The organism is Agrobacterium tumefaciens (genome assembly GCF_013318015.2).
GTDB lineage: Bacteria > Pseudomonadota > Alphaproteobacteria > Rhizobiales > Rhizobiaceae > Agrobacterium > Agrobacterium tumefaciens.
Genome location: NZ_CP115842.1, coordinates 410,355 through 431,074, shown reverse-complemented (window position 1 = coordinate 431,074; position 20,720 = coordinate 410,355). Strand labels below are relative to the sequence as shown.

15 protein-coding genes are annotated in these 20,720 nt (G+C 59.1%); 8 read left to right on the top strand and 7 right to left on the bottom strand.

The features are described 5' to 3' along the window. Nucleotide 1 precedes the first annotated feature (1 nt). From G6L97_RS15515 to G6L97_RS15495, 5 genes are read right to left on the bottom strand one after another with little or no spacing between them, the layout of a single operon-like run. Nucleotides 2–787, bottom strand: a complete 786-nt coding sequence (locus tag G6L97_RS15515) for an ABC transporter ATP-binding protein (RefSeq protein ID WP_112497384.1) — start codon at nt 785–787, stop codon at nt 2–4. Further along, a complete protein-coding gene (locus G6L97_RS15510) occupies nt 784–1,587 on the bottom strand; it encodes an ATP-binding cassette domain-containing protein (protein WP_174003333.1) in 804 nt (267 codons plus the stop codon). Before G6L97_RS15510 ends, G6L97_RS15515 begins: the two co-directional genes overlap by 4 nt. Further along, a complete protein-coding gene (locus G6L97_RS15505; RefSeq protein ID WP_038493908.1) occupies nt 1,584–2,414 on the bottom strand; it encodes an ABC transporter permease in 831 nt (276 codons plus the stop codon). The genes G6L97_RS15510 and G6L97_RS15505 overlap by 4 nt, the downstream gene beginning before the upstream one ends. Then, the gene (locus G6L97_RS15500) at nt 2,411–3,400 is read right to left on the bottom strand and encodes an ABC transporter permease (RefSeq protein ID WP_038493905.1); all 990 of its coding nucleotides are present in this window, start codon (nt 3,398–3,400) and stop codon (nt 2,411–2,413) included. Before G6L97_RS15500 ends, G6L97_RS15505 begins: the two co-directional genes overlap by 4 nt. A gap of 9 nt (nt 3,401–3,409) precedes the next feature. Continuing rightward, complete coding sequence (locus G6L97_RS15495; RefSeq protein ID WP_113555717.1) at nt 3,410–5,020, bottom strand: ABC transporter substrate-binding protein; 1,611 nt, start codon at nt 5,018–5,020, stop codon at nt 3,410–3,412. A 375-nt stretch (nt 5,021–5,395) separates the two neighbouring features. Between G6L97_RS15495 and G6L97_RS15490 the strand changes: the two genes are divergently transcribed. Together G6L97_RS15490 and G6L97_RS15485 are read left to right on the top strand one after the other, a co-directional pair. After that, nucleotides 5,396–8,104 (top strand): DNA translocase FtsK, encoded by a 2,709-nt coding sequence (locus tag G6L97_RS15490; RefSeq protein ID WP_174003331.1) that lies wholly within the window; start codon nt 5,396–5,398, stop codon nt 8,102–8,104. Between the two features lie 91 nt (nt 8,105–8,195). Then, nucleotides 8,196–9,272: an Ldh family oxidoreductase gene (locus tag G6L97_RS15485; protein WP_019564593.1), complete on the top strand. Its 1,077-nt coding sequence runs from the start codon at nt 8,196–8,198 to the stop codon at nt 9,270–9,272. 45 nt (nt 9,273–9,317) lie between these two features. Here G6L97_RS15485 and G6L97_RS15480 read toward each other — a convergent pair whose 3' ends face one another. Beyond that, complete coding sequence (locus G6L97_RS15480) at nt 9,318–11,312, bottom strand: putative bifunctional diguanylate cyclase/phosphodiesterase (protein ID WP_174003329.1); 1,995 nt, start codon at nt 11,310–11,312, stop codon at nt 9,318–9,320. A gap of 316 nt (nt 11,313–11,628) precedes the next feature. Here G6L97_RS15480 and G6L97_RS15475 point away from each other — a divergent pair, with 316 nt between their 5' ends. The 6 genes from G6L97_RS15475 to G6L97_RS15450 all read left to right on the top strand — a co-directional run bounded on the left by G6L97_RS15475 (nt 11,629) and on the right by G6L97_RS15450 (nt 19,207). Continuing rightward, complete coding sequence (locus tag G6L97_RS15475) at nt 11,629–12,675, top strand: class I SAM-dependent methyltransferase (RefSeq protein WP_112524279.1); 1,047 nt, start codon at nt 11,629–11,631, stop codon at nt 12,673–12,675. Nucleotides 12,676–12,818: 143 nt separating this feature from the next. Further along, nucleotides 12,819–13,643 carry a bifunctional allantoicase/(S)-ureidoglycine aminohydrolase gene (locus G6L97_RS15470; RefSeq protein WP_019564590.1) on the top strand — a complete coding sequence of 275 codons (825 nt, stop codon included), beginning with the start codon at nt 12,819–12,821 and terminating at the stop codon, nt 13,641–13,643. A 174-nt stretch (nt 13,644–13,817) separates the two neighbouring features. Further along, nucleotides 13,818–15,323, top strand: a complete 1,506-nt coding sequence (locus tag G6L97_RS15465; RefSeq protein ID WP_174003327.1) for a sensor domain-containing diguanylate cyclase — start codon at nt 13,818–13,820, stop codon at nt 15,321–15,323. A 263-nt stretch (nt 15,324–15,586) separates the two neighbouring features. Beyond that, nucleotides 15,587–17,110 carry a sugar ABC transporter ATP-binding protein gene (locus G6L97_RS15460; protein ID WP_003510667.1) on the top strand — a complete coding sequence of 508 codons (1,524 nt, stop codon included), beginning with the start codon at nt 15,587–15,589 and terminating at the stop codon, nt 17,108–17,110. Nucleotides 17,111–17,161: 51 nt separating this feature from the next. Next, nucleotides 17,162–18,163, top strand: a complete 1,002-nt coding sequence (locus tag G6L97_RS15455) for an ABC transporter permease (protein WP_112199101.1) — start codon at nt 17,162–17,164, stop codon at nt 18,161–18,163. Between the two features lie 90 nt (nt 18,164–18,253). Beyond that, entirely contained in the window at nt 18,254–19,207 is a 954-nt protein-coding gene (locus tag G6L97_RS15450; protein WP_003510665.1) for a substrate-binding domain-containing protein, read from the top strand. Between the two features lie 208 nt (nt 19,208–19,415). Here the strand turns inward: G6L97_RS15450 and G6L97_RS15445 are convergent, their stop codons facing one another. Then, nucleotides 19,416–20,309, bottom strand: a complete 894-nt coding sequence (locus tag G6L97_RS15445; protein ID WP_003510664.1) for a LysR family transcriptional regulator — start codon at nt 20,307–20,309, stop codon at nt 19,416–19,418. Nucleotides 20,310–20,720: the final 411 nt, after the last annotated feature.

Below are 20,720 nucleotides of genomic sequence, written 5' to 3'. Positions count from 1 at the left end.
CTTATCCTTGCGTGGTGATGGTCAGGCGCGGCGCAGCCTCGATCAGGGTTCTGGCGGTCGAGGATTGCGGCGTGGAAACGATGTTTGCTGTCCTGCCGATCTCGACGATCCGACCCGCCTCCATGATGGCGACGCGGTGGCAGACGGCGCGGATGACCGCGAGGTCGTGGGAAACGAAAATACAGGCGACGGCCGTCTCTCGCTGTATTTCGACCAGCAGTTCGAGAATTTGCCTGCGTACGGAGACATCGAGCGCTGAAACGGCCTCGTCCAGAATGAGAAGGGGTGGTCTGAGTGCGATGGCTCTGGCAATTGCGACGCGCTGCCGCTGGCCGCCGGAAAGCTCGAACACCGAGCGGCCGGCATAGCTGGCGGGCAGCCCGACTCGCTCGAGAAGGCGGCGGATTTCCGCCGGGCGTTCGCGTCGTTCGACGATGCGATGAATACGCAGCGGTTCGCCTATGGCATCCTCGACGCTGGCGCGCGGGTTGAACGCGCCATGCGTATCCTGAAACACCATCTGCATATGCCGCCGCGCCGCGCGCAGTTCGCCGCCATCAAGCGCCAGCCAGTCGCGAGTTTCAAAACGGACCGTGCCTTCGTCGGCCGGGATCAGCCGCATCAGGATGCGTGCCAGTGTGGATTTTCCGCAGCCGGAGGGGCCGGCAAGCCCAAGCGTCTCGCCGGGCTGAAGCGAAAAGGATATATCGGACAGTGCTTCCACCGTACGTGCGCCGGTCCGGTAGGTTTTCGAGAGGTTCTCTACGCTCAGAAGGGCTTCATTCATGATGCTGCCTCATTGATCAGAGGCGGTGTCGAAAGGTCGAGATAGTCGGAGAGCAGTGCGCGCGTATAGTCGTGCGCAGGCGCGGATAACACCCGCCTGGTGGTGCCGTGCTCCACCAGCCGTCCGGCATGCAGAACGGCGATCTCGTCGGCAAGGCCGGAAGCAAGACCAATATCATGGGTGATGAAGACCAGCGTTCTTTCTTCTTCACGCACCAGCCCATCCAGCAGTGCGGCAATCGCGGCCTGGCTTACCGTGTCCAGCGCGCTTGTCGCCTCGTCGGCGATCAGGATTGCGGGGTGCGCGGCAATGGCGGCTGCAATCGCCACACGCTGTCTTTGCCCGCCGGAAAGCTGGTGCGGATAGGCGCCGAGGAGATGGGTGGGATGCGGCAACCGCACCCGTTCCAGAAGATCGCGGGCAAGATCTCGTGCCTGCTTCCATGAAAGGCCAAGATGCCGGACAGCGCCTTCCGCCACCTGTTCACCGATGGTGAGAACCGGGTTCAGCGTCGCACCGGTATCCTGGAAAATATAGCCGATATCGCGACCCGGCTGCGGCCTGTCTGTGAAAAGACCGCTGTCGCGGCTCCAGGAAATATCGCCGGAAACCCGTGCGCTCTCAGGCAGAAGCCCGGCAATTGCCTTGGCGAGCGTCGATTTGCCCGAACCGCTTTCGCCGATGATCGCCAACCTTTGTCCCTGCCGGATCGTCAGCGAAATATCCTGCAGCGCCGGTCCGTCGCCGGCCGCATAGCGGACGCTGAGATCGTCGATCCTGCAGAGTGCATTGCCGCTCATGGCGTTTCTTTCCTCGTCGCCATCGCTTTGTTGATTCCCTCCGCGAGAAGATAGACGCCGAGAACCGTGACCAGAAGACCGATGCCGGGGATGACAGAGAGAAACGCCGCCGAGCGCAGGACGTTGCGTCCTTCCGCGATCATCGAACCCCAGGTGACGATATTCGGATCGCCGAGGCCGAGGAAGGACAATGCCGCCTCGGTTAAGATAGCGGCAGCGACGATGATGGCGGCGAGCGCCAGAACCGGCGGCAGCGCATTGGGAAGTATTTGCCGAAACGCGATCTCCAGCGGATACATGCCGATGGCGCGGGCGGACTGCACGTAATCCCGCTCGCGGATACTCAACACCTGCGCCCGCATCAGTCGTGCTGGATCCGCCCAGGCGCCAAGCGCAATCGCAAGGATGACGATGGGCATGGATGGGCCGATGGTGCTGACGAAGGCGAGCGCCAGAAGGAAATTCGGCACGATCTGGAAGGCGTCGGTAACACGCATCAGCGCCTCATCTACGAGGCCACCGGCAAATCCGGCAATTGTGCCGACGACGGTGCCGATCATGAGGGCGGCAGCGGCAGCGCCGATGCCGACGAGCAGGGATGCCTGCGCACCGTGGGAAAGTCCCGCCAGTACATCGCGGCCCAACCGGTCGGTGCCGAGGGGGAAGGCGGCGTCGGAGAAGGGCGCGATGAGCGGCTCACCGACGATCGACAGCGGGTCACCGGGAAACAGAAGGGGAGCGGCGAGCGCTGTCACAGCTAGCAGTGTCAGGATGATGGCGCCTGCTGCACCTTCGAAACTGCGCAGGAGCCGGAGGGTGAAACTCATGTCTGTTGCTCCCCGCTGCCGATGCGCGGATCGAACACGGCATAGAGAATATCAACGACGAGATTGATCAGGATAACGAAAACGGCGCTTGTCAGAATAATGCCCATCAAGAGCGGTGTGTCGCGGCCGCTGACGGCTTCCTGCGCAAGCCGGCCAAAACCGGGAATCGCAAAAACGCTCTCGATCACCACGCTGCCGCCGAGCATGGTTGCCGCTTGCAGGCCAAGCACGGTGACGAGGGGCAGTGCGGCGTTGCGTGCGACATGGCGCAGCACGATCCGCCGTCTCGAAAGCCCTTTGGCCTTGGCGAAGAGTACGAAATCCAGCGGCCAGACCGCCGCCATGGCAGTACGCATGACACGCAGGAAAAGCGCCAGATAGATCAGGCCGAGACTGGCGACCGGCAGGACAAGATGGCGGGCAATATCGAGCGCCCTTGCAAATCCCTGTTTTCCGGATGCGATGGTTTCGATGCCGGATGTTGGCAGCCACCTCAGTTGCACGGCAAAGACGATGGCGAGCACAAGGCCGAGCCAGAACCCCGGCGTGGCGTAGAGCGCCAGCGACAGGGCCGAGAGTACCCGGTCGGTCAACCCGCCGGGATGGGCGCCCGCCAGGATGCCGAGCGCGGTGCCGGTGATGAAAGCAAGTGCGGTGGCACTGCCCATCAGGAGCAGCGTGTTCGGCAGCCGTTCGAGTATCAGCCCCAGCACCGGTCGGTCAAACGCAAGCGACCAGCCGAAATCGAGTCGCAGCACCGAGCTGGCGTAAAGCCAGAAGCGGGCCAACACCGAACCGTTCAGACCATATTGCTCGCGCAGGGCATCCCGCAGTCCGGCGTCGCCGCCACCGATGGAGACGAGATAGGCGTCAACCGCGTCACCGGATGCGTTTTCAAGCAGCACGAAGGTAAAGACTAGAACGATCAGCAGCACTGGAATGGCGCTGATCACCCTTCGCCGTAGCAATGTCGCCGCGCGCCTCACGGCGCTTCCTCAGGTGCCGACCACCGTATCCGCCCAGTTGGAAACGGCCCAGCGTGGATTGCTGGCGACGTGTTTGACAGTATCGCGCGCAACCGTGATGAAACCCCATTCGGCGACATTGATCAGCGGCAGATCGGCGGCGACCTGCTTCTGGAAATCCTTGTAGAGTACCGTGCGGGCTGCCGTGTCCACGGTTTCCGCCGCCTTGTCGATCAGTGCATCGAGCGCCTTGTTCTCATAGCCGCCCTGATTGGAGAAGCCGACGCCGGCAGGAATGCCGGAGCGAACGAGAATGGTGGTGGAGATCGCCGGATCGCCACGGAAGACCGGGGGCGCGATGGCGAGATCGAAGGCATGGTCGGTATAGACGGCCTTCTGGTGCGCGGCGGCATCATTGTTGACCAGCTCAGCATCGATGCCGATTTCCTGTAGCGCCTGGCGAAGATAGGAACCGAATTGCTTGGTTTCATTGAAGTAAGGGGCCGGCAAAAGCTTCAGTGAAAATCGCGTTCCGTTCGCTCCGCGTGCATAACCCGCCTCGTCCAGCAGGGCGTTCGCCTTGGCGACGTCGAAATCGTATGTCTCGACGTCCCCCGTGTAAAACTGGGGTGCATTTTTCGGTACGGGGCCGGTCGATGCAGTGGCGTAACCGAGGAAGACCTTGTCGATGACGAATTTCTTGTCGATGGCGTGGGCGATCGCCTTCCTGACCTTGAGGTCGGCCAGCTCCTTGCGGCGGTGGTTAATTTCCACGACGAGCTGATAGGTGAGGGCTTCGTAACCCTCCGGGATGACCTTGATGCCCGGCTCCTTCGCGATGCGGGCAAGATCGGCAAGCGGCACGGCGGAAAAGGCAGCGAGGTGGATTTCTTCGGCTTCAAGCGCAGAAGCGGCGCCCGCCCGGTCGGGCAGAACGCGATAGATGATCTCATCGAGTTGCGGCTGGTTCTTGCCCCAGTAATTGGGATTGCGAGTCAGGCGGTAATATTCGCCGGGCTTATATTCCGCAAAAACGAAAGGTCCGGTGCCGACTGGTTTCGTATTGGCCGGATTGGTGGCGATATCGTTGCCTTCATAAAGATGTTTCGGCACGACGCTGGTGACAACCGGCAAAGCGTTGCGGATGAGCTGGAAGGGTGTCGGCTTGGAGAAGCGGAAAATGGCCGTGTGGTCATCAGGCGTATCCACTTTTTCAAGATTGGCAAAGACCAGCCGCCCAAGGTTTTGCAGCGGCTTCCAAACAGAAAGTGCGGAAAAGGCCACATCTGCAGAGGTGAAGGGTTTGCCGTCATGCCAGGTCACTCCTTCGCGCAGCTTGAACGTGGCACTCAAACCGTCCTCCGATCCATGCCATTCCGTCGCAAGCCTTGGTTCCAGCCCGTCCCTGCCATTGAAGGAGGCTTCCGCCAGCGGCTCAACGATCTTGCTCGAGATATAGAACACGCCGTTGGAGGCAACGATGGCCGGGTTGAGGTTCTTCGGCTCCGAATCGGCCGCAACGATCAACCGCCCACCGGGCTTTGACTGCTGCGCGGCGGCAATGCCCGCAAGTCCGGTGGTTGCGGCAAGAAGGAGCGAGGTTTTGAGAAGCGAGCGGCGGGACAGGTGGACAGGCGACATGAGGTTCACTCCGGAATGAGGGCGGGCGGGCCTTTCCGCTGGGCCGCGGCCTGCCCGATCTTAAGACTGCAACCGCAGCAGTGTCCACGTTAATTCACGGGCTTTACAGCAATGATTTTACGTTGCGCGACCGCTTGCGGAAACAATATGCTTCAAGGCGTCACTCCCCTTTTCTTAAGCCGCGCCGGTTGCCGTAAAACGGCGATGAAAAACTGATTTAACGCAATAAATATAGAGGCTTGGAGTGCCGATTCCTTGCTGGTGTATGTCACGTCTCACCTGTGGCTAAAGCGAAATTCTGCCTGCGTGACCCGGTTTGGAAAGGGGTAATTAACCTTTATTTTCTATTTCAGGGAGACCGAAATATGTACGTTTATGATGAGTGTGCACGCTGCCATGAGCTTCTCCCGATCCAGATTCCAGAATTCGTCCAATAGCGTAGGGGAGGGGAGCGATAAGGCTCGTCATGCCGGCGGCAAGGCCGTTGCCGGTCAGGAGCAGGTCGCGGCAATGAAGGCGGGTGTTGCGCCCCGGCCGAATGCCGATGTCAGCGCTGCCGACGCCATCGAAGGCCGCGCTGAAATGCCGGGCTGGCAGAATGCTTTCGTGCTTGGCCCGAATGTGCGTTTCACCCGTACGCCGGAAAGCGCCTTTAGCCGGCGCATGCCGGTTGAGACGCCGCATCTTGCGGAAGAGGAGGCACCCACCGACATCCTGTCTGAAACTGCCGAGCCTGAGATGGTCGTGCAGCCGGAGGCTACTGTACAGGAGCCTGCACTTGCGACGGTCGTAAAGTCGCCGGAGCCGCGCATTCAACCGCCACGCATGCCGTTTCTGCCGCAGCCGCCGGATGCGCGAGGCGCCAGGGCGCTGACCTACAAATTGCGACTGGAGCTTGCGCGCAAACAGGCGGAAGAAGCCGCTGCAGCAGCGCTGATGCCGCCTCAGCCAGTTGATGTAGCCGCCGTCTTCGACGCGCCGGTACCGGGAACCGATTCACCTGTTCAGCCGCTGCCCGCCGCGTCGGTTGCATCTGTCGAACAGGTTGCAACGCCGCAGGCATCCATTCCCGCCTTTGCCGCCCATCTGCCGGATGAGCTTTTCTGGGAAGTGATGACGCTCGATCTGCCGGATGACGCCGGCGAAGGCCTTACCGCATCTGCGCGCACCGTTCTCGCAAACCCGTTGCTGACGGCGCCTGCGATTGCCCCGACGCTGGCATCCGCATCTCCGGTCGCACCGGCAATCCGGCTTTCGGACGTACCGCCCGTCATCAGGATTCCGGGTGGTTCAGCGATCAGGCTTTACCGCGAAATCGGCGTGCATCATCCTGCAATTCCAGCCCCAACTCAGGTCGTTGAACCAGAGGTCGCTACGCAGCCGGTCGTGGAGACGGTCGCAGTTGCTGAGCCGCAGAGGCCTGTTGAGCAGGTTCAGCTGGCGGAAAGAATCGTTGCCGAGCCGCGTTTCACGCCCCGCGCGCCCATCCAGGCCTCGCAGCCGATGTTCCGGGAAGCGCCGGTCTTTGCAGACGGCGAATATGAATACCCCTCCATCGATCTTCTGCAGCAGGCTCGCGTCCAGCAGACCACGACCATGACGCCGGAGGCGCTCGAGCAAAGCGCCGGCCTACTGGAAAGCGTGCTGGAGGATTTCGGCATCAAGGGTGAGATCATCGATGTGCGCCCCGGCCCAGTTGTGACGCTTTACGAATTCGAGCCCGCCCCCGGCGTGAAGTCCTCGCGCGTTATCGGCCTGTCGGACGATATCGCCCGCTCGATGTCGGCGCTCTCGGCGCGTGTCGCCGTCGTGCCCGGCCGCAATGTCATCGGTATCGAGCTTCCCAATCCGGTGCGCGAGACGGTCTATCTTCGCGAGCTTATCGAAGCGACCGATTACAGCGAGACCCGCCAGAAGCTGGCCCTTTGCCTTGGCAAGACCATTGGCGGCGAACCTGTCATCGCCGAACTGGCGAAGATGCCGCATCTGCTCGTTGCCGGTACCACCGGTTCGGGCAAGTCGGTCGCCATCAACACCATGATCCTGTCGCTGCTCTACCGGTTGAAGCCGGAGGAATGCCGGCTGATCATGGTCGATCCCAAGATGCTTGAGCTTTCGGTCTATGACGGCATTCCGCATCTTCTGACCCCTGTCGTCACCGATCCGAAGAAGGCGGTCATGGCACTGAAATGGGCCGTACGCGAAATGGAAGACCGCTATCGCAAGATGTCGCGTCTCGGTGTGCGCAATATCGACGGTTACAACGCAAGGGCCGCTGCCGCCCGCGCCAAAGGGGAGACGGTGTTCTGCAACGTGCAGACCGGCTTCGACCGCGCAACCGGCGAAGCTGTCTACGAGCAGGAGGAAATGGACCTCACCGCCATGCCCTATATCGTCGTCATCGTCGACGAGATGGCCGACCTGATGATGGTCGCAGGCAAGGAGATCGAAGGCGCGATCCAGCGTCTTGCGCAGATGGCGCGCGCTGCCGGTATCCATCTCATCATGGCCACCCAACGCCCCTCGGTCGATGTCATTACCGGCACGATCAAGGCCAACTTCCCCACCCGCATTTCCTTCCAGGTGACCTCGAAGATCGACAGCCGCACCATCCTTGGCGAACAGGGCGCCGAACATCTGCTCGGCCAGGGCGACATGCTGCACATGATGGGTGGCGGCCGCATCTCCCGTGTCCACGGTCCGTTCGTGTCGGACGAGGAAGTGGAAAAGGTCGTGGCGCATCTGAAGACCCAAGGTCGGCCTGAATATCTCGGCACCGTTACGGAAGACGCCGACGAGGCTGACGACGAGGCGGAAGAGGAAACGGCGGTCTTCGACAAGACATCGATGGGCGACGACGATAGCGACGATCTCTATGAAAAGGCCGTTAAGGTGGTGATGCGCGACAAGAAATGCTCCACCTCCTATATCCAGCGCCGCCTGTCGATCGGATACAATCGTGCCGCCTCCCTGGTCGAGCGTATGGAGCAGGAAGGCATTGTCGGTCCCGCCAACCATGTCGGCAAGCGCGCCATCATCGCCGGTGAGCGCGACACCTACGAGGCGATTGGCGGCGACGACTGATTGATCCATTCGGGGCGCGATATTCGATTGCAAAAACGCGCCCCGTGACTAGCTTGTGCGGCATGGATTCTGGAATCGGGAGGTTCCCCTGATGTCGCACAGCAATGAAAATATCACTGTCCTCGCAAGGCTGGATGAACTGGAGCGGTTTTGCCGTTCCGTTTTCCTGGCTGTCGGCACCGATGATGAAACCGCCGATGCGGCGACCCGCGCCATGATGCATGGCACACGGCTGGGCGTAGACAGCCACGGCGTTCGGCTTCTTGCTCACTACATCGCAGGACTTGAAGGCGGGCGTCTCAATCCGCGGCCGCAGATCAGCCGCGTGTCCGGCTTCGGCGCAGTGGAGACGATCGATGCCGACCATGCCCATGGCGCCCGCGCTACCTATGCGGCCATGGACAGCGCCATGGCGCTTGCTGGGAAATTCGGCATCGGCGCCGTTGCGATCAGGAATTCCTCGCATTTCGGCCCCGCTGGCGCTTACGTGCTGGAGGCGGCGCGGCAGGGGTATATCGGCATTGCCTTTTGCAACTCCGACAGTTTCGTGCGCCTGCATGACGGCGCGATGCGTTTCCACGGCACCAACCCCATTGCAGTCGGCGTGCCGGCAGCCGATGACATGCCCTGGCTTTTGGACATGGCCACCAGCGCCGTGCCCTATAACCGGGTTCTGCTTTACCGCAGCCTGGAACAGCAATTGCCGGAAGGAGTTGCGTCTGATGGCGACGGTATCGACACGCAGAACCCCAATGCCGTTGAAATGCTGGCTCCGCTGGGCGGTGCCTTTGGTTTCAAGGGAGCGGCGCTTGCGGGAATGGTGGAAATCTTTAGCGCCGTTCTCAGCGGCATGAAGCTCAGTTTCGATATCGCCCCAATGTCGGGGCCAGATTTTTCCAAGCCGCGCGGGCTTGGGGCCTTCGTCCTGGCGTTGAAGCCCGAAGCCTTCCTTGAGCGCGAAGTGTTCGACGAGGGCATGAAACGCTATCTCGAGGTACTGCGGGGATCGCCAGCGCGGGAGGACTGCAAGGTCATGGCGCCGGGCGATCGTGAATGGGCGGTAGCGGCAAAGCGGGAGAGGGAGGGCGCACCTGTCGATCCCGTCACGCGTGCTGCGTTTTCGGAACTTGCGGCAAAATTCTCGATCATTCCGCCCGCATATCACTAAGACGGGGCCTGTCGGTGACGGCGGCTTGCCACCGCCATCGCATCGTCAGGCGGGGCGCTGTAGCATTTTGGGCTGCGGGTAGGGGGTAGTCGCCACATTCAGCCTTTTGGCGACGACCGGGCGTCCGATATAATAACCCTGCGCATAATCGATCTCGAGCTGGCGCACGAGTCTCAGCTGCTCTTCCGTCTCTACGCCTTCGATAAGGATCTTGTGGCCGCGATTGCGGATGAGACGGATCATGTCCTGCAACATCGCCCGGCCACGGGGTGTCTTGCTGTCATGCAGGAAGGAGCGGTCAATCTTTACGGTATCGAAATCCGTCATCCGCAGCCAGGAAAGGCCCGCAAATCCGGTTCCGAAATCATCCAGCCATATATTTATGCCGAGCGTCTTCAGATCGTTCAGACAGCGTAATACATCCGAATGCATCTCCATATCCAGACCCTCGGTGATCTCGAACGCCAGCCTGCCGCCGGCAATCCCCGCCTCAACGAGGATCGCTGCGACCGAAGTGGCAAAACCAGGGTTCTTCAGCTGCATCGGCGATACGTTGACGCTGACCACCGATACCTTGTCATCGGCCAGTATCTGCCGGCAGGCGGTCTTTATGGTCCAGAGACCGAGCTCCATTATCGTGCCGGTGCGTTCGGCAATCGGGATAAAGGTGCCGGGCGAAACGGAGCCACCGTCGAGCAGGCGAAGCCGCATCAACGCTTCGGCTCCTGCCGTCTCGTTGGTCGATATGTTGAGGATCGGCTGATAGACGAGAGAAACGAGGTTTTCCGCGACAGCGATTTTCAGAAGTGCGGCGATATTTTCGGTTTCGTCGCTGGTCTGCGGATCGTCCGGATCGAACAGCTTCATGCAATTGCGGCCATTGGCCTTGGCGATATAAAGCGCCCGGTCGGCCTCGTTGATGATCTTTTCGAGCTTGCCATCCGGATTGGGACGGGTGAAAGACGCGCCAATGCTGACGGTGACGATGAAGGTTCCGTCCCGGCGCTGATCGTGCGAAAGCGACAGGTCTTCGACGGTGTGGCGGATGGTTTCGGCAAGCTCACCCACCTGCTGTCTGGACTTGAACGGAGCGAGTACGATGAACTCCTCACCGCCATAACGGCCGATGGAGGCGCCATGGTCGATGATCGCGTCCTGCAGGGCGTTGCCCACCGTCACGAGGCACTTGTCGCCTTCCTGGTGGCCGTAGCGATCATTGTATTTCTTGAAGAAATCCACGTCGATCAGAAAGACGGCGAAACCTTCCCCCTTCTTGCTCCAATTGTCCCACAACAGGCGCAGATGCTGGTCGATGGCGCGGCGGTTCTGCAGGCCTGTCAGGGAATCGGTATTTGAAAGCCGCAACAGCGCCTGCCCGCGCTCGTCCGCCGCTTTCTGCTGGGCCTTGGCTTCCAGTGCGTTGAGAAAAACGTGGTAGCGTTCCCGGTTCAGGTTCCAGTTCACGTAAGAGGTGAAGACGAAGCAGGAGATATAGAAGGTGCCGAAAGCGAGCTTGTAGAACGCATCTTCGGGAAACTGCGTCGCCGCCAGAAAGTAGGTGACGAGAATGATGCCCGATGACACGAGCGAAAGATGGAAGCGGAAGGTGAAAAACAGATTGGCGCCCATCATGAAGATCGCCCCGAAAACCATGTAATAGGACATGTTTTCGAGATTGTCGGTCAAGAGCGAGGGCACAAGCCAGCCAATATAGCCCATGACGAGCGCAGTGGCGCAGGTGAGGTCAAGTGCTGCGGTGCTCGCGCCCATGCGCAATTGAATTTCGAGCGTCAGCAGGGACGTCAGGACGACGATAACTCTTGCGATTATGGTGTAAAAGGCGACGTCGGGCACCAGAATGATGTCGGTAATGGCAAATAGCAGATAGATGAAAACAGCCGTCCACAGGCCCCGCCTGATCGAACCCCGGCGGCTACGCTCACCTTCCTGCTGGTAAAGGGCAAGAAGTTCATCAGAAAACCGGGCGTCCGGCCGCCGATATTCTTGCTGTCCACTCACCTCGCCTAACGTGTGCTTCATGCACTTTCCCATAGTGTTGCGTATACTTTATCAAGTAACTGCTTATTCGACCTTTGCGTGTACTTTCACGCTAAGCGCGATTTCCTGCCGATTTCTCTCCATGCGGGCGGAAACATGAAAAGCAAGAGCGCATCATACGCTCGCAACATTAAGTTTCACTAAATCGCGTATCCGCTTTCTCCTCCGGTCCACGAGTGTGACCAAAAAAATACGCTAATAAACTAATGTATCCCTACACTGCTCAAAAATCGAAAGCGAGTGGCCTTCCGTCTCCCAGAAACGTATAGTTAACAATGTGTTAATACTGGAGGCTGAAGTGAGGCAGGTAAAGAAAAGAAATCTGGACGGGGCAAGTCTGATCACTCCTGATACTGTCGCAAAAGAGATTTTTGCGCGGAAAACGGAAGCGTTCGATGAGCATTTCGCAGTTGCGAAAGCAGAGATCGCGATCATTCTCGAATTGGCACAACAGCAGTTCGAAAATGGTGTTTCAGCACATGAGATAATACATCGAACGGCTGGCGCACTGCATGGCCTGCGCGAAAAGCTCCACTCAAGCGTGTGGGCTGAACTGATTCCTCTGGTGCAGAATCACTCCGTGTCGGACTATTTTCTGGAAGATCCCTTCACGCGCTGGTCGTTCGAAAAGCCGCGGGGCTATTCGGGCGATGCGCAGCTTCTCGACTTCATCTACGGTCACGACAGCGTTGCCGATAAGGTGAAGAACGCAACGCCGCTTGGCGCGGCTCTCTACGATTATACGAAGGACGCCAGTTCCTCGGTCGCTGTCCGCGAGCGGCGGGATTTGCTGACCCGGTTTGTTGACGAGGCTGCGGCCCGGCATGGAAGCGAAACGGAAATCCTCACCATTGCATCGGGACATCTGCGCGAGGCGGATTCATCCGTGGCCTTGAAAGAGGGCAAGATCCGGCGCTGGGTGGCGCTTGATCAAGATCCCCTGAGTGTCGGTTCCGTTGCCCGCGATTTCAACGGCAGCTGCATCGAGGCGATTGACGGTTCGGTGCGTGACATCGTCCTGCGTTCGCACGAGCTCGGCAAATTCGATCTGGTATATGCCGCCGGTCTTTACGATTACCTGAATGACAAGGTGGCGATCAAGCTTACGCGGCGCTGCATAGAGATGCTGAAGCCCGGCGGAATGTTCCTCTTCGCCAACTTCTCCGAAGACATTGTGGTCGATGGCTACATGGAGACCTTCATGAACTGGGCGCTGCTGTTGCGTTCGAAGGCGGATATGTGGCGGATCGTCAACGCCAGCGCCGATCCCGCAAGTATCGAGGCGGAGGTATTTTTCGGCGAAAACCACAATATCGTCTATGCCACGATGCGCAAAAAGGCCTGAGCCCAACCTCGTTTCGCATGTCCGCGCGAAATAGGCCGCCCGCATTTTACCATGCGGGCGGCAAGGCCTGTGCACGCCAATAATTATTTGATTAAACGTCGCTACAGGCCTAAGAATTCGCGCGAAATGCGTTGCAGAATGGAATGGCTGAAATGAAGAAATATTATTCGGATATGGGCGGTCTGCCGGGGCAGACGGAACTGCTGTCGAGCAAGGCTGTTTTCAAGACTGCCTATGCGGTCATCCCCAAAACCGTCATGTCCGATATCGTGACGAGCGTGCTCCCGCACTGGACAGGGACCCGGGCCTGGATCATCGCCCGACCGATGACCGGTTTTTCCGAGACTTTTGCGCAATATATCGTTGAAGTGCAGCCTGGCGGCGGCAGCGAGCGGCCGGAGCCGGACGCAAGGGCGCAAGCGGCGATCTTTGTCGTTGATGGTGAAATGACCGTGGAGTTTGAGGGCGTGCAGCATGCATTGCGGACCGGCTCCTTCGCCTTCCTGCCCGCCGGCTCGCGCTGGCAGCTGCGCAATTCCGGCACGGCACCGGTCAAGTTCCACTGGGTCCGCAAGGCGTTTCAGGCGGTGGACGGGCTGGAGCCGCCGCCGGCGATCTTCACGCATGAAGATGAACACGCTCTGTCGGCGATGCCCGATACGGACGGCAAATGGGCGACCACCCGGTTTATCGATCCCGACGACGTGCGTTACGACATGCACCTCAACATCGTCAGCCTGGAGCCGGGCGCTACCATTCCTTTCATGGAAACCCATGTCATGGAGCACGGTCTTTACGTGCTGGAAGGCAAGGCGGTTTACCGGCTGAACGAGGATTGGGTGGAAGTGCAGGCGGGTGATTTCATGTGGCTGCGCGCATTTTGCCCGCAGGCTTGCTATGCAGGCGGGCCGGGCCGTTTCCGCTACCTGCTCTACAAGGATGTGAACCGCCACGTGAAGCTCTGGTAACGGGCGGAATCTTGGCGAAACCGAGATTTATCGCGCAATCCCTTGGCTTGCGCGATAAAGGCTTGCGTTGGATCGAATATCCCTAATAAATCCAGATATGCGGTCAGTCATCGCTGTCTCGCACGATTTCGGCATTCGGCATCCGCCCTTATTATCCTGAAGAAGACTGCCCGTATGATTGAAACGATCGATACCAATATCTTCAATCTTGCCCCTGTGGCGATGTGGATCGAGGATTTCAGCGAGGTGAAAAGCCAGTTCGATATCTGGCGGGCGCAGGGCGTCGAGGACATCCGGGCGTTTTTGCTGGAAGATCTGTCGCGGGTGGCGGCGTGCTCGCAGAAAATCCGCGTCGTGCAGGTTAATGCCAAGACACTTGAACTGTTCGAAGCGCGGGACAAGGCGCATCTGATAGATAATCTGCACCGGATTTTCCGCGATGACATGCTTGAAAGCCATGTGAACGAGCTTTCCGAACTTTGGGCTGGAAAAACCGAATTCACCAGCAACGCCGTCAATTACTCGATTGGCGGAAAGCGGCTGGATATCCAGCTGCGCGGTGCGGTCATACCCGGCTACGAACAGACACTCGGGCGGTTGCTGCTGACCACAGAGGATGTGACGGAACGTGAGGAGGCTCGCCGCAAGGAGCTTTTCAACCGCCGTTATGCTGAAGGCATGTTCCAACATTCGCCCGTTTCCCTGTGGGTGGAGGATTTCAGCCGGGTTCGGCGTCTGATCGAGGAGGTCAGGGAACGCGGCATCATCGACTTCCGGGTGTTCATGGATGTGCATCCCGAATTCGTGCGCCAATGCATGAGCGAAATCCGCGTGATCGACGTCAACCGGGCGACACTCGACCTGTTTTGTGCACCCGACCGTCAGGTTCTGTTGCAGCGGCTTGGCGATATTTTCCGGGGTGAAATGGAAAAGCCCTTCCGCGAACAGCTGATGGAGCTGTGGAACGGCAATCTTAACCATCATCGCGAAGTGGTGAACTACGCGCTGGATGGTTCAGAGCGGCACGTGCTGCTGCATTTCTCTGTTTTTCCGGGCCACGAACGTGACTGGTCACTGGTGCAGGTGGCGCTGACTGATATTACGGCGCGGAAAAAGGCGGAAGCCTATCTCGAATATCTCGGCAAGCACGATGTGCTGACCAAGCTGCACAATCGCGCCTTCTATTCGGACGAAATGAACAGGCTGGAACGCAGCACGATCCGGCCCGTTTCGGCCATCGTCATCGATCTCAATGGCCTCAAGGACGCCAATGACAAGCTCGGGCACGACGCAGGCGACGCGCTGTTGCGGCGCCTTGGTGAAGTCCTGAACGGTGTCGTTACTGCGCCAAACCATGCGGCGCGCATTGGCGGTGATGAATTTGCGATCCTTTTGCCCGGCGCAGACAAGCAGATCGCCGCGGCGATGGTGGATACCATTTACGAACTGCTGAAGATCAACAACCAGTTCTACTCCAATGCGCCGCTTAGTCTTTCGCTGGGCGTGGCAACCAGCGAAGCCGGAGAGACAATGGAATCGCTGGTGCGCCGTGCAGACATGCATATGTACGAGCAGAAAAACGCCTATTACGCCGCGATGCGCAACAGGTCTGCCGACAACAGCGATACAACGAAGGCCTCCCCGCAACCGGAAGCCAGCTCCCTGAAGCGCCTTCTCTAGCCACAGGCATCCCGTGGGTGCCTTGCCTCACTGAGGATTTCCAACGCTCTGCGGGACCATGGCCGCCTATTTTTTAGCCTTTAGGCGCCATCGTCCTGGTCAAATTTGAGTGTATTCTAAAAGACCAGCGAAATTTGCTTTACGTACCTCAAAACGGACGTTAGCTTCTTCCCAAGAGCTTTGGGAGGAGTTCGTGCATGATGATTTCAAGTAAAATCGAGGGGCAAGCTCCGTTCATTCGCACCGCGTACCGGTGACGACACATGGCTTTTGCTGAGGAATCTCCAGATCAGGTCCTTATACGGACTGTCGGGTTGTCCAAGTCTTTCGGTCCCGTCCAGGTTCTGAAGGATATAGAGATTGCCGTGCGCGCCGGCGAAGTTCACGCCATCATTGGCGAGAACGGCGCTGGTAAATCGACGTTGATGAAACTGCTTGCGGGCAATGAGAAGCCTTCGAGTGGGGAAATCAGGATCGATGGCGAGGCAGTTACGTTGAGCGGACCTGTCGACGCTGAACATCGCGGCATCGTTCTCGTGCATCAGGAAATATTGCTGGCCCCGGATCTGACGGTGGCTCAGAACATCTATCTGGGCCGCGAATTGTGCAAAGGCCCGATGATGGACGACCGCGCCATGCGTGCCGGCGCCCTGAGGGCTATCGCCGATCTCGGCGGTACGATCGATCCCGATGCCGTCGTCGGCAGCCTGTCGATTGCCCAGCGCCAGCTGGTGCAGATAGCGCGCGTTCTGCTCGTGCCGCATCGCGTCGTCATTTTCGACGAGCCGACCGCAAGCCTCACGCCCATTGAAACCGATGCGCTCTTGAACGTTATCAGGGACATAAGGGCAAAAGGCGTGGCCGTGCTCTATATTTCGCACCGCCTGCCGGAGGTGAAGGAGATTGCCGACCGTGTGACTGTTCTGCGCGATGGCAGGTTGGTCGGCTCCCACCCAATATCGGCGCTTGAGCCTGCCGATATGGCGCGGTTGATGGTGGGACGCGATGTCGCCAAGCTCTATCCGGACAGGAACGCCGGTGGCGAGCACGAGCCTGTCTTGCAGGTGGAGCATTTCACCGTTCCCGGTTATGCGCAGGATGCCGGTTTCAGCCTGCGAAAGGGCGAAATCCTCGGTTTTGCTGGTCTCGTCGGCGCGGGCAGAACGGAGCTTATGGAGGGCGTGCTTGGCCTGCGTCCAGGGCGGGGGACGATCCGCCATCTCGGAAAGCCTGTGCATTTTGCAAAGGCGGAAGACAGTCTGAAGGCCGGTATCGTTTATCTGAGCGAGGATCGGAAGGGCAAGGGATTGCTGCTGACGAAGGATTTGCGGGTCAATCTCACACTCGCCTCGCTGAGGAAATTCAGCCGCCTGTTCCAGATCGATATTCGTCGAGAGAAGGCAGCGCTCGATGATGCGGTGCGTGATTTCGATATTCGCACGGGAAGTAAGGACTTGCTCGCGGGCCAGCTGTCCGGCGGTAACCAGCAAAAGCTGCTGCTCGCCAAGATGATGCTGCTCGATCCATCGATCGTCATCATCGACGAGCCAACACGCGGCATCGATATCGGCACCAAGGAACAGATCTACCGTTTCATAGCAAAGCTCGCAGACGAGGGCAGGTCGATCATCGTCGTGTCCTCGGAGATGCCGGAACTGATCGGCATCTGCGACCGCGTCCTTGTAATGCGCTCCGGCAGGATCGTCGGCGAGGTGACGGGGGAACGCATGACCGAAAACGATATCGTGGCACTCGCGACTGGCGTGCACACGCAGGAATTTGCCTGAGGGCTGATGTCCCGGCAGATTGGCCTGAAGAAAAGACAATTGAGGGGAAATATGACTGAGGCCGCACTTGATAACGGCAAAACGCCGAAGACCTCGAAAGACTGGGACCTGCGCGCCGTTGCGCCCTTTGTGGCGCTGGCTTTGCTGCTGGTTCTCGGCGCCGTCGCAAATCCGAATTTCATCGGTATCGACAATCTGCTGAACGTGGTTACCCGCAGCGCCTTCATCGCCATCATTGCGCTCGGCGCCACATATGTCATCACATCCGGCGGACTTGATCTCTCCGTCGGCGCGATGGTGGCTTTCGTTGCCAGCCTGATGATCCTGTTCATGAACAGTGGCGTTATTGCCAATCCGCTGGTGATGCTACTGGCCGCCATGGCGCTGGCCATCGCCATCGGCGCCGCTTGCGGGCTTGCAAACGGCCTCATCACCACCATCGGCCGCATCGAGCCCTTCATCGCCACGCTTGGCACCATGGGCATTTATCGTGGGCTGACCACCTGGCTGTCGCAGGGTGGCGCGATCACGCTGCGCAACCCGGAAATCCAGACGCTTTATCGCCCGGTCTATTTCGGCAATGTGATCGGTGTGCCGGTGCCGGTCATCGTCATCTTCGTCACTGCCGCCATCGCCGCTTTCGTGCTTTACCGTACTCGTTACGGCAGGCATCTGACGGCGGTGGGTTCCAGCGAGGATGTGGCGCGTTACTCCGGTATCTCGGTCGCTCGAGTCCGCACGATTGCCTATGTGGTTCAGGGGCTTTGCGTCGCCGTTGCCGTCCTGCTTTACGTGCCGCGTCTTGCCTCCACTTCGGCCACTACAGGCATGTTGTGGGAGTTGCAGGCCATCACCGCCGTCGTCGTCGGCGGCACGGCGCTACGGGGTGGTGTGGGCCGCATCTGGGGTACGATTTGCGGCGCCTTCATTCTGGAAATCGTTGGCAACATCATGATCCTGTCGAACTTCGTCAGCGAATATCTGATCGGTGCCATTCAGGGCGCGATCATCATCATCGCCATGCTGGTGCAGCGTTCGCTCAGCCGCAGATAGCCGGACGATCGATGAGACATCTGGCCGCGCAATCTGGGGCATGCGCGGTTTAAACAGGAGGAACGCCCCGGTCTTGGGAGGAAAGAGACTATGCGTAGAAAATTCATCGGCGTGGCATTTGTCGCGTTGGCTGCCGTTCTTGCGGGTTCTGCCCATGCGCAGGAGAAGAAGGTAACGATCGGGGTATCCATTCCGGCGGCCGACCACGGCTGGACGGCGGGCGTCGTTTACCATGCCGAACGGGTGGCAAAGCTTCTGATGAAGGAGCATCCGGGTCTGAACGTCATCGTCAAGACCTCGCCGGATGCCGCCAACCAGGCAAACGCGCTTCAGGACCTTGCCGTGCAGGGGCTGGACGCACTGGTCGTGCTGCCGTCTGATCCCGATCCGCTCGTCAACGCCATCAAGGAGATCAAGGACAAGGGCACCTTTGTCGCGCTCGTCGACCGCGCGCCGAGCGTCAACGACAATTCGATCCGCGATCTCTATGTAGCGGGTAACAATCCGGCACTCGGACAAGTGGCAGGCGAATACATCAAGAAAACCACGCCTGATGCGGAAGTGGTGGTCATTCGCGGTCTGCCGATCCCGATCGACCAGCAGCGCCAGGATGGTTTCGACAAGGGAATTGCCGGCTCCAGCGTCAAGGTTCTCGACCGCCAGTACGGCAACTGGAACCGCGACGACGCCTTCCGCGTGATGCAGGACTACCTGACCAAATACAAGAAGATCGACGTGGTCTGGTGTCAGGACGACGACATGGCGGTTGGCGTGCTGGAGGCAATCCAGCAGGCGAAACGCACCGATATCAAGTATATCGTTGCTGGCGCCGGTTCCAAGGACATGATCAAGCGCGTCATGGACGGCGACAAGCTAATTCCGGTCGACGTGCTCTATCCGCCGGCGATGGTGGCGACCGCCATGCAGCTTACGGCTGGTCATTTTTACGATCAGGTGCCGGTTGCTGGCGAGTATATTCTCGACGCTACGCTCATCACCAAGGACAATGCCAAGCAGTTCTACTTCCCGGATTCGCCGTTCTGATAAGTTGTTTCCGGCTATGCAACGCCCCGCTGAAAGGCAGGCGTTGCATCCGCACTCCTGCACCCCGGACCAGATTCGGGGTGCAGCGCGATCAGGTCGTTGATCGCGATAGAGTCATTCATGGCGCGGGCGCGCCGCGGCTCGATGCCGGATTAAATACGGCACGACCAGGGGAAGGTCGGCGGAAACTATACCGCTCCCCCGCTCTTCATCCATTTTTCCTGAACCACGCCGAGAGATAATCCACGAAGCTGCGCACTTTGGCGGGAAGGTAACGGCGGTGGGGGTAGACGGCATATATGCCGCGGTCTTTGGAAATATAGTCGTCGAACAGGGTCACAAGCTCGCCGGACTGGATGAAGGGTCTTGCAATGAAGTCCGGCACCATGGCGATGCCAAGCCCTGCGCGGGCGGCCCGGAGTGTCGCCTGCGGGCTGTTCACCTCGATCGGTCCACTGATGGTAACGGAGTTCGAGCCGCCATCCGCTTCAAGATAACGCACGGTGTTGTGGAAGCGGGTGTTGGTGTCGATGATGAAGGGCACGCGGGAAAAGTCCTGCGGACCATTGAGCGGGCCATGTCTGGCGACAAAATCCGCCGTTGCTACTGCATAGACCCGGAAATCGGAGATCTTGCGGGCGATGAGGCCTGAATCTTCCAGCCGTGTAATGCGAATCGCAAGGTCGAACCCTTCCTCGATCAGATCGACGAATCGGTCATCGGCGACGATTTCCAGAGACAGTTCCGGATTTTCCTTGGCGAAATCGATGAGGCTCTGGCCAACATCGGCGTCGATGAAGGTGCGCGGAACGGATATTCTGAGCTTGCCCTTCAGATCGGCATTCTTCTCGCGCACCAGATCGGCGAGGTTGTCGATCTCCTTCAAAATGTCAGAGGCGGTGCGATAATACGTATGGCCGGCCTCCGTCAGCGAGAATTGCCGGGTGGTGCGGTTGAGAAGCAGTGCACCGAGATCATCTTCCAGTTCCCGGACATATTTGGACAAAAGCGCCTTGGAACGCCCGGTCTTGCGGGCAGCGGCGGAAAAACCCTCCGCTTCGACAACGTCGATAAAGGCGCGGATGCGGGTGAGCGTGTCCATGAAAATCCTCCGGTTCGTTCCATATAATTGAACGCTGAGGCGCGACTGTTCAACCCGTAAAATGGTTGCCGAAAAAATCCGCTATATGGTGAAAAAATCCTCTTGATTATGACGGCGAATATTCTTATCTCCCGTGCTGCCCAAAGTCGCACGTGCCCATGTGTGTCCGCCGAGTCCTCGATGTGGTGAGGAGTTCGGTAAGGTACCTGGAACTAACCCCTCCAGTCGCTATTCCGGCCAACCGGGAAATGCGAGGACATATGAAGCAACGACGGTGCGGGCCTTTCTGGTTCTCTGCCGGCTTTCCATCAGCCGGGGTACTGAAGAGGCACACCATCATTGCCTGAAGTGCGGTCGGGTCATTCCCTCCAATCGATGGCAGACAAAGCCGAATGATGCTCTGGCAGGGCG

Coding starts and splice junctions, on each gene's coding strand:
- G6L97_RS15515 (WP_112497384.1), bottom strand. CDS start 787: ATGAATGAAGCCCTTCTGAGCGTAGAGAACCTCTCGAAAACCTACCGG.
- G6L97_RS15510 (WP_174003333.1), bottom strand. CDS start 1,587: ATGAGCGGCAATGCACTCTGCAGGATCGACGATCTCAGCGTCCGCTAT.
- G6L97_RS15505 (WP_038493908.1), bottom strand. CDS start 2,414: ATGAGTTTCACCCTCCGGCTCCTGCGCAGTTTCGAAGGTGCAGCAGGC.
- G6L97_RS15495 (WP_113555717.1), bottom strand. CDS start 5,020: ATGTCGCCTGTCCACCTGTCCCGCCGCTCGCTTCTCAAAACCTCGCTC.
- G6L97_RS15490 (WP_174003331.1), top strand. CDS start 5,396: ATGATGAGTGTGCACGCTGCCATGAGCTTCTCCCGATCCAGATTCCAG.
- G6L97_RS15485 (WP_019564593.1), top strand. CDS start 8,196: ATGTCGCACAGCAATGAAAATATCACTGTCCTCGCAAGGCTGGATGAA.
- G6L97_RS15480 (WP_174003329.1), bottom strand. CDS start 11,312: ATGAAGCACACGTTAGGCGAGGTGAGTGGACAGCAAGAATATCGGCGG.
- G6L97_RS15470 (WP_019564590.1), top strand. CDS start 12,819: ATGGCTGAAATGAAGAAATATTATTCGGATATGGGCGGTCTGCCGGGG.
- G6L97_RS15465 (WP_174003327.1), top strand. CDS start 13,818: ATGATTGAAACGATCGATACCAATATCTTCAATCTTGCCCCTGTGGCG.
- G6L97_RS15460 (WP_003510667.1), top strand. CDS start 15,587: ATGGCTTTTGCTGAGGAATCTCCAGATCAGGTCCTTATACGGACTGTC.
- G6L97_RS15455 (WP_112199101.1), top strand. CDS start 17,162: ATGACTGAGGCCGCACTTGATAACGGCAAAACGCCGAAGACCTCGAAA.
- G6L97_RS15450 (WP_003510665.1), top strand. CDS start 18,254: ATGCGTAGAAAATTCATCGGCGTGGCATTTGTCGCGTTGGCTGCCGTT.
- G6L97_RS15445 (WP_003510664.1), bottom strand. CDS start 20,309: ATGGACACGCTCACCCGCATCCGCGCCTTTATCGACGTTGTCGAAGCG.